General features: G+C 45.1%; 11 protein-coding genes. 5 read left to right on the top strand and 6 right to left on the bottom strand.

The features are described from left to right. Nucleotides 1-63: 63 nt before the first annotated feature. A complete protein-coding gene (locus tag B853_RS17335; RefSeq protein WP_038886138.1) occupies nucleotides 64-672 on the bottom strand; it encodes a DUF6198 family protein in 609 nt (202 codons plus the stop codon). Nucleotides 673-890: 218 nt separating this feature from the next. On the opposite strand from B853_RS17335, the gene B853_RS17330 reads away from it, so the two are divergent. Continuing rightward, entirely contained in the window at nucleotides 891-1,286 is a 396-nt protein-coding gene (locus B853_RS17330) for a GFA family protein (protein WP_010453571.1), read from the top strand. Between the two features lie 26 nt (nucleotides 1,287-1,312). On the opposite strand, the gene nhaD is transcribed toward B853_RS17330, so the two are convergent. Together nhaD and B853_RS17320 are read right to left on the bottom strand one after the other, a co-directional pair. Further along, nucleotides 1,313-2,743: a sodium:proton antiporter NhaD gene (gene nhaD / locus B853_RS17325; RefSeq protein WP_010453570.1), complete on the bottom strand. Its 1,431-nt coding sequence runs from the start codon at nucleotides 2,741-2,743 to the stop codon at nucleotides 1,313-1,315. A gap of 439 nt (nucleotides 2,744-3,182) precedes the next feature. Then, on the bottom strand, nucleotides 3,183-4,208 hold the full coding sequence (locus B853_RS17320) for an acyltransferase (RefSeq protein ID WP_038886137.1): 1,026 nt from the start codon (nucleotides 4,206-4,208) through the stop codon (nucleotides 3,183-3,185). 252 nt (nucleotides 4,209-4,460) lie between these two features. Between B853_RS17320 and B853_RS17315 the strand changes: the two genes are divergently transcribed. Continuing rightward, nucleotides 4,461-5,051 carry a TetR/AcrR family transcriptional regulator gene (locus tag B853_RS17315; RefSeq protein WP_005428486.1) on the top strand — a complete coding sequence of 197 codons (591 nt, stop codon included), beginning with the start codon at nucleotides 4,461-4,463 and terminating at the stop codon, nucleotides 5,049-5,051. Nucleotides 5,052-5,172: 121 nt separating this feature from the next. Continuing rightward, the gene (locus B853_RS17310; RefSeq protein WP_038886135.1) at nucleotides 5,173-6,027 is read left to right on the top strand and encodes an alpha/beta fold hydrolase; all 855 of its coding nucleotides are present in this window, start codon (nucleotides 5,173-5,175) and stop codon (nucleotides 6,025-6,027) included. A 117-nt stretch (nucleotides 6,028-6,144) separates the two neighbouring features. Here the strand turns inward: B853_RS17310 and B853_RS17305 are convergent, their stop codons facing one another. Further along, entirely contained in the window at nucleotides 6,145-8,685 is a 2,541-nt protein-coding gene (locus B853_RS17305; protein WP_038886133.1) for a glycosyl hydrolase family 18 protein, read from the bottom strand. Between the two features lie 389 nt (nucleotides 8,686-9,074). Continuing rightward, nucleotides 9,075-9,578: a DUF2850 domain-containing protein gene (locus B853_RS17300; protein WP_038886129.1), complete on the bottom strand. Its 504-nt coding sequence runs from the start codon at nucleotides 9,576-9,578 to the stop codon at nucleotides 9,075-9,077. Nucleotides 9,579-9,811: 233 nt separating this feature from the next. On the opposite strand from B853_RS17300, the gene ppnP reads away from it, so the two are divergent. Continuing rightward, a complete protein-coding gene (gene ppnP / locus B853_RS17295) occupies nucleotides 9,812-10,096 on the top strand; it encodes a pyrimidine/purine nucleoside phosphorylase (RefSeq protein WP_010453558.1) in 285 nt (94 codons plus the stop codon). 146 nt (nucleotides 10,097-10,242) lie between these two features. Continuing rightward, nucleotides 10,243-10,524: a hypothetical protein gene (locus B853_RS17290; protein WP_010453556.1), complete on the top strand. Its 282-nt coding sequence runs from the start codon at nucleotides 10,243-10,245 to the stop codon at nucleotides 10,522-10,524. A gap of 53 nt (nucleotides 10,525-10,577) precedes the next feature. On the opposite strand, the gene B853_RS17285 is transcribed toward B853_RS17290, so the two are convergent. Then, nucleotides 10,578-11,771, bottom strand: coding sequence for a GGDEF domain-containing protein (locus tag B853_RS17285; RefSeq protein ID WP_038886127.1), 1,194 nt, complete (start codon nucleotides 11,769-11,771; stop codon nucleotides 10,578-10,580). Between the last annotated feature and the right edge of the window lie 90 nt (nucleotides 11,772-11,861).

Below are 11,861 nucleotides of genomic sequence, written 5' to 3'. Positions count from 1 at the left end.
CAAACAAAAAGCCCCGAGTTAATTAATGGCTCGGGGCTTTGTTTTGTTTGTGACTCAGTCCTATCACACAACTTGTGGCTTCGGCTGGTAGCGCCCAGGTTTGTGGTTCATCGCTAAGATTAAGTTGGTCGCGATCGCGCCAAGTACAGAAAGGGCGATTAAGTAAACATCGACGATAAACAGCGACATCACAACGATAGTACAGTCGAGCGCCATTTGTACTTTACCGGCACGAATACCAAAGCGCTCCTGAAGGTAAAGCGCCAGGATGTTAAAGCCACCTAAACTCATCTTGTGACGGAAAATCACCAGCATCCCCATACCAATCAAACCACCACCTAGTAGGGCTGCGTACACGGGCTCAATACGAGAAATCTCAATCACATGGTGCAAGTGGTCTACCGCAAAGGACACGATCGAAACCGCGATAAAAGTGTTGATGGTAAAACGCCAACCCATGCGCATCACAGACAGAATGTAGAAAGGTAGGTTCAGTGCGAAGAACACCTGACCAAAACTGAAGTCGCTGATTTTGGTGAGGAAGATTGCCAACCCTGCCGTACCGCCAGTAAGTAGTCCAACCTTGTTGAAGAAGATAACCCCAAGTGACACTAACGCGCTACCGAGCGTCAGCGCTAAGAGGTTCTCTCTAAGGCTATGATCTTTATCCATATAAATATTTTCCTAGGTTTTAAAAACGTCTTAGCTGCGAGCACGCAACCAAAACGGATGCGGTCAGCAAAACGCCAACCAAAGAGTGATAAAACGCTAAATAAAATGTCGCGAAAAGTGATTGATGTCGAGTTTTTGACCTAGATTACACAGATGTTAACTGTTTAACAGACTTTACACATTAAACTGGGCGAACACGGAAGGAACAAGGAAAAGTCATGATTAAACAAGTGGGTAGCACCACAATTCAGCCTTTGCATAAGCTCTCTTGTCACTGTGGAAAAGTGCAAATCGAACTGTCGTTACCGAATGGAATCGAGAAGCCTCGGCGCTGTGATTGCTCCATGTGTCGACGTCGTGGTGCGATTGCGGCGTCGGTACCTTTGAATGGGATTCGCATCATTCAAGGTGAGGAAGCACTTAAGCTTTATCAATTTAATACCAATACGGCTAAGCATTTCTTTTGTGGTGAATGTGGTATTTATACTCACCATCAGCGCCGCTCTAACCCAAGCGAATACGGTTACAACGTTGGCTGTTTAGAAGGTGTAAACCCATATGAATTGGGAGAGATAGAAGTAATGGATGGCGTAAACCACCCATCAGACCGATAAGAAATCTTAGAATCGATTAAGGCAGTTTAAGTAAACAAACTGCCATTCATCCATAGATGCGCGGCAATACTCGCAACGTAACCTAGCGCAATCACCGGTGCCCATTTAAGGTGCCCAAAGAAGGTGTATTGCCCTCTTGCTGCGCCCATGAGTGCAACGCCAGCAGCAGAGCCAATCGATAGTAAACTACCACCGACACCTGCCGTAAGGGTCACCAATAACCAGTTACCCATTGACATACTTGGCTCCATGGTCAAGACAGCAAACATCACCGGAATGTTATCGACGATCGCGGAAAGGATACCCACCATAATATTTGCCCAAATTGGGTTCCACTCGGTATACATCACGTTAGAAACCAATCCTAGGTAGCCAAGTAAACTAAGCCCACCGACACACATTACCACGCCATAGAAGAACAACAGAGTGTCCCACTCGGCACGTGATATACGATTGAATACGTCAAATGGTACTACCGAGCCTAGCCGCTTCAACGCGTAATCATCGCCATTGGCAATCGCCATTGCAGCTTTTTTGGCAAGAGAATGTTTGAGCGTTTTACGCAGGAAGTAGCCGAAAAATTGTAGATAGGCGAGTCCCATCATCATGCCGACCACGGGAGGGAAGTGCAAAACAGCATGGAAGGAAACCGCTGTCGCAATAGTTAGGATAAACAAACCAACGATGCGCCTTGCACCTCGCTTAAGTTCAATGTGCTCGTGAACCGTATCTGGCTTCGTATTTGGTACAAACAACGACATGATGAAAGCAGGAATGACGTAGTTGATCAGTGAAGGTACAAACAGCGGCATAAATTCAGCGAAGCTGACGTGACCTGCCTGCCAGACCATCAGAGTAGTAATGTCACCAAACGGGCTAAACGCCCCACCGGCGTTGGCAGCAATGACGATATTGATACATGCAAGATTGACAAAGCGGGGATTATCACCTGAAACCTTCATCACCACTGCACACATCAAAAGGGCGGTCGTTAAGTTGTCTGCGATAGGGGAAATCACAAACGCTAAGCTTCCCGTTAACCAAAATAGTTTTTTAAAGTTAAAGCCTTTTCCGACCATCCACGCTTGTAGTGCGTCAAACAGTCTGCGCTCTTCCATTGCGTTGATGTAAGTCATCGCCACCAGTAGGAACAATAAAAGTTCAGCGTATTCCAAAAGGTTGTGTTCCAGTGCGGCTTTGGCGATGTCTGCTTGGTTGTGCTGGGCAAAGGTGTAACCAATCAAGATCCAAATTAACCCTGCAGCGAGCAACACGGGTTTAGACTTTCGCATTTGCAGGTATTCTTCCAGCATCACCAGAATGTAGGCGATGGTGAAGAAAATGAGCGCGGCATAGCCGACGGTGGAATTGACGAGATTAAGATCACTGGTCGCAGCTGCAAATGTAGAGCTAGAAAACATCAAACAGCAAAACGCGACAATTGGATAGATTGGCATAGACATTTCTCCTTGTCCGACTGGAGAAATTTTAGCCACATATTAGAGGGTTAAGTGTGAGAAAGCTCGAATTAACGATAGGAGTTTTGAATTGATGTAGCTTGCGCCACTACTTTCTGAGTGACGCAATACTTGCCGCGCCAAATAGGATTGCAGCAGCATATAAACCATAGGTTAACCAATGGCTAATTTCTAAAAAAGGAACGAGTCCTTGACCTGCCCACATACAGCCTCCGTTTAATGAGCACGTTGTTGATGTCGAATAAATCTAAAGTAAATGAACAATGTTTTTTGTGAGTGATAGCAAATTACGCAGTATTAGAAATGATAATTTTGATGAGTGAGAGAGAGCTCTCATTTTTGATTGGCTTGCTTTACCCCTTAAGTGTTAGAGGTATATCTATGCCCAAGCACCTTGAGGTTGCTTGGGCATACGGACTCAGCGGAGTAATAGTTTTTGTAGTGGTGTTGCTTCAATAGCCTTTACAAGCAGCAGTGTCACCACAATCGTTGCTGGATAAATAAAGGCGTCTTTGGCTAGGTTCTCCAACCCTAATATACCTGCGACGTTCATCATCATGATGATCACCAATAAGTGGCTCACGTAGATACCCAAAATGCTCGGTGACCACTTAAACACCCATGGCATATTGCCAAAGTTTGGATGTGCAAGAAGCCACATGAATACGCCTAAAGCCCAAATCACTGTGCCAAATAAGAAGTCGTGTGAGTTAAAGGCGATCTCGTAATCCATTAAGTAATAGGCTTCGGCAAAGTGCAGTGCCATACCGATAAGAATCAAACGAATGGTGTTATTGCGTGACCAATGCCATTGATGTTGTCTCGCTAAATAACCAAGCACCACCAATAAAGTACTGAAGAACGGACCATTACGAGTGAAGAAGGGGGCGGGTAGCTCTGTGAGCGTGATGTAACTGCCGGCGAATACACCATAGACATAAAGCAGTACTGCTGTGGGAAGCAGTAGCTGTGTCATGCCAATTCGAACCAGAAATGCAATGAATGCCACCGCAATTACAAGGGCAGGTAGGAACCATAAATGGACTAAGCCACCCTCCAATAGCGAATTAATTGGGTTCGACATTAGATAACCCCAGTAACCCTGCCGCTCAGTGAGATAGCCTGCTTCAGCAACTACTTGCCAACGGAAGGGTACTAACAAACAGATCACACTCCAAACCAGCCATATCTTAAGCAGAGGTTTGGCGTAGTTTTTCAGTGTTTCAACAGGATGTGTGCTGAGCTTAGGTTGGATTAGATAGCCAGAGATGAGGAAAAAAAGTGGCACAGCAAAGCGAGCCAACTGGTTGAGTATGTACCCAATCCAAGGCACTCCATCCCACTGCCAATAAGTGAGAGCCATCTGACAGTGAAGCCCAACGATCGCAAACATTGCGATGACCCGAGCGAACTCTAAACTGGCAATTTTCTTTGTGGTTGCCATAAATACTTACCTAAAAAGTGAAAAATCGCTGAGAAATTAGCAGCTAATAGCCCACTCATCGTGGTAAAAAATCAACTCATGTGCAATTGATGGTAACCAGTTTCCGAAATTCAGACCCATCTCAAATTTCGAAAATTTGTATTCATTGAGTTGCTCAATGTATTGCGAACGAGAGTGTGCCTGATCGTAATAGTTGGTTTGACCAGTAAACTTAACATTGAAAAATAGGACGATCGTGCTAAAAATGGTGTTATGAAAAAAGGAAAAGTAACCAAAGAGCTCATACTGCAGCGCGCGTTCCAACTGGCGAGTGAAAACGGCTTGGAAAGTCTCACCATTGGTGAGCTCGCAAAGCAGTGTGGTATGTCGAAAAGTGGCTTGTTTGCTCACTTCAATTCCAAGTTGAACCTTCAACTGTCGGTGTTGGAATTTGCCAATCAAGTATTCGCTGAGCGCGTAATTGCGCCTGCGCGCGAGTTAGGCGATAGCAACATTGAGCGTAAAGTACGTGGCTTGTTGGACACTTGGATGACGTGGAATCACTCTTTTCAAGGCAGCTGTATGTTCCTTGATGCTTGGAACGACACCGCAGAAGAAGGCTGTGCGTTGCAAGCAGCATTGCGCAAATCGATTGATACTTGGTTGAATTACTTAGAAATTCAGATCAAGAAAGGTAAAGAAAACCAAGAGTTTGTCGCCGATTTAGACACGCGGCAAGCGACCTTTGATTTGTACGGGCAGTACTTAAGTGCGCATGTGTTTTACTCAATCAAAGGACAAGAAGAAAGCCAGAGGTTGTTCTGGCAAGGCATCGATAATTTGTTTACTCGATGGAAGCGCTAGCTCCGCGGTAACGGGCATAGTACAAGATTCATAACGAAGAGCGACACAGAGCGCTCTTTCTTATCAGTATAAAAAGCACGACCGTTCTATTTTGTGCAAGGCTGATAGCTAAGGAAAAATCATGAGTGAGAAAATTTACTTCAATACTTCGCAGAAATTCAGTGTTAAACGCAGTTTGGTCAACATCAGTACGCGTCTGCACCATACTCTGGCGCCATCACACGCAAAAAAGACGGCACGCAAACTGCTGCTTACCCCTGCTCGTACTCAGCCCAAAAATGCCGAGCCACAGGGGCTTATCAAAAGCGAAGTGCAAGGCCATGCTGGCGCAATCAAGACCTATCAGCTTGGCAGCGGTCCGGTTTGGGTACTTACTCATGGTTGGTCAGGGACAGCGAGCCAGTTCTATCCACTGATGGAGCATATTGCGGCATCGGGTTACACCGCACTGGCTTACGATCATCCTGCGCATGGTGAAAGTGATGGTCAGTATGGACACATCCCTGCGTTTGTTCGTGGCCTTGAGGAAGTATTGGATTCCGTCGATGACGTTGCAGGCTTGGTGGGGCACAGCATGGGCACTGCATCTGCATTAGAGTGTCGTCATAGTAAATTGGAAAACAAGCCTTTGTTGTTGATTGCCCCGGTTCTTAACTACGTAGAGAACTTGTTTGGCAGCATCGCGCGTTCGGGTTACTCAATGAAGTTATTCAAAGCGGTGGTTTCGGAAGTAGAAGACCAGTTTGGCTACCCATTGCAATCCATTGACCCAGAGAAACGCCTAGCTGAGCGAGAAGCGAAAACCATTATTGTTCATGATGAGCAAGATAAGTTCACCAAACACAGTGTGTCTGCTAAAGCAGCGGACGAGATTGAACGAGTTGAACTGGTTACGACGCAGGGGCAAGGTCATGGCCGCGTGATGAAGTGTGATGAGGTATTCCAGAGTTTCGACCGTTTAATTGAAGCAAGCTGATTATTGAAAACCATTCCCTAGGTTCTGATGAAACAACAAAGGACAGCCGAAGCTGTCCTTTTCTTGTTTTAACAATATTCAAAGCGAGTGATGTTGAATCACAACACCTTAGCGTGCTTAGTTACAGTTAGCTGGGCCAACTTCTTTCCAAACACCCCATTCGCCAGACTTGCTAGGATCTTGACCTTGCGTCCACCACTTCGCTTCCCAAGTTTTACCTGCGTGTGTTACTTGGTCACCGCCAGTGTAAACAGCCGTTGCATCCCATGCGTTAGTACAAGTGCCACCACCTGTGCTGTGCTTCGATACAACAACGGTTGCACTTGCTGAAGACGCTGCCTGACCATCGCTCACGCTGACAGTGAAACTTAGGCTTGTGTCTTGTGAGTATTCTGCTGCTGTGAACGTCACTTTCGCGCCGTTAACTGTTGCGTTTAGACCTTGAGGTAGCGTCCAATCAAGCGTTAGTGTGTCGTTGTCAGCGTCGCTAGAAGCTGAAGCATCAATCACGACTACGTCACCAGCTTTCGCTGTTGCAGGTGCAGAAACTTTTGCAACTGGCGCTGTGTTTGGTGGGTCAATCACGCCTGCTGGCTTAACCGTTACTACAACGAGATCAGACGCGGTAGCGCCTTCGTTATCAGTTACCGTTAGTTTGAACGTTAGCTGCTCTTCTGCAGTCACTTCCGCTACATCAAAGCTTGCTGTCGCAGTGTTCGCGCCAGATAGAGCCACTGCAGTGCCTGATACTTGCTCCCAAGCGTAGCTTGCGATTGTGCCATCAGAGTCAGTTGAGTTGCTGCCATCAAGAACAACACTTGCAGGACCTGTTACTGCTTGGTCTGCACCAGCTGCTGCCGTTGGTTTGCGGTTTGGTGGAACAACCACACCACCAGCCATGCCTTCGTGCATTGCGTTAAGGATGTCGCCGTTATCGGCATCAATTTCCCAAGAGAATAGACCTGCTAAACCTAGCGTTTTCGCGTAGTTACCTTTTGCCAATACAGAGCGGTGATCGTCAAATGTAATCAGTTCACCCGTTGAACGGTTCCACACCCAAGGTGCTTCTGCTTGATCATCATAGCCGTATTCAAAGCCGTTAATGCCTGTGTTGTTGGCGCCTAGCATGAATGACTTAATACCTTTGTAGTCAATCACGCCATCTTCCCAAACGCCTTGAGTCGTGCTGCCTTTCAGTTTACCTGTCGCAGTACCTGTCATTGGGTCGTTTGGATCCGTCAGCGTATCCGGTGTTACGCCTTCCCAACCACGACCGTACATTGCAGTACCTAGAACCAGTTTGTTCGCAGGAACGCCTTGCGCTAGGAGAAGTTGGATGCCGTTGTCAGCCGTGTAAGCTGGGCCTTTGTACGGTTCGCCGTTTTCATCAACGCCGCTACCATCACACTGACCAGGACGCATGAATGAGCCACAGTAAAGTGCCGTTTGGTGACCAGGAACGTTGTTCCAACCGCCGTAGAAGTCGTAAGTCATCGCGAAGATGTAATCCATGTATTGCACGGCATCTGCGTAATCAACGTCTTCAATTTTGTCGTAACCCACGCCAATTGCTGAAGTTAGTTCGTAGGTGCGGCCTGTTTCCGCTTCTAGGTCATCCAGCATTGCACGCAGTTCACGCATCAATGCAATGTAAGCTGGGCCATCGTTTACTGGGTCGCCTTTATCTGCTGCAGCACCGCCACCACCAGGGAACTCCCAGTCAATATCTACACCGTCGTAGAACTTCCAAGTTTTCAGGAATTTCTTAACTGACGCGACAAATGTGTCACGGTTTTTCTTATCAACGAAGTCGTAGAATGGGTCAGAAAGTGTCCAACCGCCGATAGATGGAATGATTTTTAGATCTGGGTTACGTTGCTTCAATGCCATCAGCATTGCGTAGTTACCCTTGATCGGAGTGCTGTATTCGTGACCAGCTTGAGCAAAGCTCTTCTGGTACGCTGCCCATGGATCATGGATAACTACTTCATAGTCATTTACACCACGACAGGCGGTTTGTAGAGCGTTGAAGCTGTTACCACCAACCGATTTTACCGACTCGTTTGGACCACAGATTGGGATAAAGCCGTAAAGGATGTGAGTCAAGTTGTCGACAGGCATGTTATCAACTGTGTAATTACGGCCGTAAATACCCCATTCAACAAAGTAAGTACCCATCACAACGCTTGGGTCTGTATTGTAGGTTTTGTTGTTCGGGTCAACATTCATGGTTAGAGGCGGTAAGTGAGAACCGTCTGTATCCGCGATAGTGATCTCTGCTGGTGCGCTCTTAGCACAACCAGTCGCGTCACACGCTTCAATTTCCATTTGGTACAAGCCACCTTGGCCGTATTCAAATGATGCCGTGGTTTGGCTACCAGTGATAGGGCCTGTTGCCACTTTTACGCCATCAAAGTAGATGTTGTAAGTGTCGCCAGAAGTGCCACTCCACTGATTAAATTTCACGTTGATCTTAGCTAGCTCATGGTACTTAACCATGTCGTTGTAGCCAGATGTGGTTTCCATTGCCAACTCAATTTTAGAAAACTGCAGGTTGTTGGAACCGTACATATCGATACTTGGTGCGGTTGGAGCCGCGTGTGCAGCGCTAGAAAGTGCGAGGGCAACCCCTACTGCGCATAGGTTAAATCGAATCATAACTTTTCTCTCAATCCTTGAATTCATGCTCGCGAGTGAGCACAAGCTGTTTCTGCGCAAAGAAAATAGATCACTGCTGTTGATGCGCAAAAACATCATATTCAGCATTTCAGAGTCTTTTTTTTCGTCAAAAAAAATTAAAACGCTTTTCGAGTCACTTGCGAGAACTTTCTATCCATTCAACAGTTTGTTGCAGTCAAAATTGAATATCGAGTCAAGAATTTATAAATTTCATGCAAAGCTATTAATAATTGTTATGTTAATGCCGATGGTTAAAAATGAGATGATTATCAATATTTTTCGCAAAAATAGAGGGGAATCAAAAGGAAGGGCGACAGACCTTGAGCTGTTTGGTTAATGGTTCAAGATCTGACTCAATTGAAATGCGGCTATTTGTTGCCAAAGTGCTCACTTAATGCTGCTCGGCGTTTTGATGCTGAGCCAATATCTGAACCTTGAACTGTGTGCTCAAACCCTTTGAGAATAAAGCGTTGATCCGGAATTCGGGGTTCAATACGTCGAATTTGAGGAGACAGGTGTGATCCCGAGATTTGATAAACCGTTTTACCCAAGCCTGTATTGAGAGTTATGAGCTTTCCATCAAATTCAAAATTGGTTGAAACAAAGCGATTGTTTCGGAATACGCCATCTGCGGAAAACAGTAATACTTCTGTTTGATAGGGCGGTGCGCCAATCTCGATCCATTCACCATAGATTTTGTCAGGATCGATGTAATCTAAATAAGACAGATGCAATAGGTAGCCAAATATACCCAAGACCCCGCAAGCAACCGTCAAGAAGATACTCTTGATCAACGCGAACTTATTGCGTTGAAAGAAAGAAGGTGGGGCTTCTTTTTTTTCAATTTTTCTTCGCCGAGTATTTGAGGTCATGGTTCCAATTCCTTTTGGTTTCTTTATATCGTGGAAAGCACAGAGATAAAAAACAAACAATCTCGTCACTTGAATGTGTGTTTTATGATTCCTTGCCCATTTTTACATTCAGTCACAATAATTTTTACAAGTGTATAGTGAAAACAGCCATTTTCATATTGAAGGTAAAAGCTTGAGTGAAGGATAAAAACAAGGTACAACGAAGGCGACGTTATTAAGAGGAACGAAAAATAATGACTATTAAGGAAAATAGCTACTTTGCTGGAATGGTGAAGTCTTTGGGTTTTCAACAAAAAAACCAAGACGTAAGTGTAGGGGTAATGGAAACTGGAGAATACACCTTCGGAACCCAAGCGCCAGAACGAATGACAGTGATCAAAGGGGCACTGCGCGTTAAGTTAGCGGATGAAAGTGATTGGAATACATATCAATCAGGGGAGTCGTTTGAAGTCGCGGGTAACTCATCATTTGATGTAGAAGTAAAAGACTCAACAGCCTATCTTTGTGAATACCTCTAATGTTGAAAACAGCCACTACTTAGTGGCTGTTTTCTTATCCCTTGTATCGAACTTCCACACACATTTGTGACTCGGTCACTTAACTGTTTGTAACTTAGGTATATACTTATTAATAAACTTACGTTTACAAAACAGAGGGGGCAGATATGGCAGTTCAACCTAAACACTCTGATCTACCTCCACGTTATGAGGCTACAGACTTCACGAAAGATCAGAGACAGCGATATACATCTGTTGCCAATGCAGCAGTAAAGAGGCGTGACTTTTACAAGAAAGCGCTAGAAAAGAGTTTGGTTGGAAAGGTCAAGGAGCGAGCTCTTAAACCTGTAATACAACCTAAGTCTGAAAAGCCTGGAAAAATGCGTCAGGCTATTTGGCTTGTCGTTATGATGGTCGTTGGTCTGTGGTTCATGTATATGTATGCGTAGTTAGGGGATGTTGCTCTTTCGCGGTTAGACTTCGTTCGGATGGCGACGCCTAGTCATTTCACGGACTTTCTACTTAACGGTGTTACATTTGAGCATTGTGTCATCGTGCCAAGTAGGCTGTGTGATTCCTTGAGTGCTTGGATGTTTTGAGAGCAATCTTCATAGAAAGCGAATCGATTCTTACCTGTGTGTTTAGCGGTATACATTGCTTTATCTGCGCATCGGGTGAGCTCAGAGAGATCATGTGCATCTTGTCTATAGATAGCGACGCCGACACTCATTGTGATTTCATTTATGGAGTCACAACTGTGGTACCCACCATGAAACAAGTTAACGATGCGAGAGAGGATATTGTTTAGATCCTTTTTGCTCCGTACGTCATAGAGCATGATGACAAATTCATCCCCAGCAAATCTTGCAATAGAATAATCGTGTTGGTTTGTGTTTCTGTCTTTGTTTCTAATGCTATTTTTTAGTCGGGTGGCGAAGTGCTGTAATACTTGATCACCCACATCATGACCGTAGCTGTCGTTAATTAACTTAAAGTTATCGATATCAAGAAAAACTAAAGCGGTTACTTTACCTCTGCCTTGCGCGTCTATCTCTTCCAGTTTTGATCTTGCCCACTTCTCGAAGCTCCAACGGTTCGCTAGCCCCGTTAGTTGGTCAAGGTATGCGAGCTCTTCAATGCCTTCACGATATAGATTTTGTATGTAAAGTACGACTTTTGAATAGTAATAAGCAAAGGTGTGACAGATAACGCTGGCGGCGATCAACGAAAAAACAAATCGTTGGTATGAGTAGCTTTCCCCTTCAAAAATAGATAGAGGAAGGTTGGAAGCAACAATGATTAAACCTACAAATATGCCGTTTAAGATTAATCCCAGTTTAAATTCATTGATGAGAATTAGCGTTGCCAGTATTGGGTATAACCACAATAACTTACCCGTCTCGCTATCGTTATAGAAAAACAGCAGCAGCCCATCACATATTAATAGAGCACTGAGTATCAGATCGGAATGACTATGGCTATCTTGGCATCGAATAGCATAACAGTTGATCAAGCATCCTAAGGCACAGATGCCATTTAGTACGCTCAGCCCATAGCTGCCTTGATTGTAGTGCGCTACCAAGCCGTATGACATAAACATTGACGCGAGAAAAGAGCACATAAAAGTGATCTTCTTTTGGCGAGTTAAGTGAATGTCCGCCATTTCTTCAAGGCGAGCTCCGGCCAGCTTTGACATCAAATATCCTTATAAAGACTTTATTTGGCTTCTCTTATCGATGAATAGGGTTTTTGGCTACCCAATGGCTTACCACTTGATGCAGCGGCC

Origin of the sequence: Vibrio rotiferianus CAIM 577 = LMG 21460 (assembly GCF_002741985.1) — a bacterium.
Lineage (GTDB): Bacteria > Pseudomonadota > Gammaproteobacteria > Enterobacterales > Vibrionaceae > Vibrio > Vibrio rotiferianus.
This window is presented reverse-complemented; position numbering and strand designations above follow the sequence as displayed.

Coding starts and splice junctions, on each gene's coding strand:
- B853_RS17315 (WP_005428486.1), top strand. CDS start 4,461: ATGAAAAAAGGAAAAGTAACCAAAGAGCTCATACTGCAGCGCGCGTTC.
- B853_RS17330 (WP_010453571.1), top strand. CDS start 891: ATGATTAAACAAGTGGGTAGCACCACAATTCAGCCTTTGCATAAGCTC.
- B853_RS17335 (WP_038886138.1), bottom strand. CDS start 672: ATGGATAAAGATCATAGCCTTAGAGAGAACCTCTTAGCGCTGACGCTC.
- B853_RS17300 (WP_038886129.1), bottom strand. CDS start 9,578: ATGACCTCAAATACTCGGCGAAGAAAAATTGAAAAAAAAGAAGCCCCA.
- B853_RS17305 (WP_038886133.1), bottom strand. CDS start 8,685: ATGATTCGATTTAACCTATGCGCAGTAGGGGTTGCCCTCGCACTTTCT.
- B853_RS17285 (WP_038886127.1), bottom strand. CDS start 11,771: ATGTCAAAGCTGGCCGGAGCTCGCCTTGAAGAAATGGCGGACATTCAC.
- ppnP (WP_010453558.1), top strand. CDS start 9,812: ATGACTATTAAGGAAAATAGCTACTTTGCTGGAATGGTGAAGTCTTTG.
- nhaD (WP_010453570.1), bottom strand. CDS start 2,743: ATGCCAATCTATCCAATTGTCGCGTTTTGCTGTTTGATGTTTTCTAGC.
- B853_RS17320 (WP_038886137.1), bottom strand. CDS start 4,208: ATGGCAACCACAAAGAAAATTGCCAGTTTAGAGTTCGCTCGGGTCATC.
- B853_RS17310 (WP_038886135.1), top strand. CDS start 5,173: ATGAGTGAGAAAATTTACTTCAATACTTCGCAGAAATTCAGTGTTAAA.
- B853_RS17290 (WP_010453556.1), top strand. CDS start 10,243: ATGGCAGTTCAACCTAAACACTCTGATCTACCTCCACGTTATGAGGCT.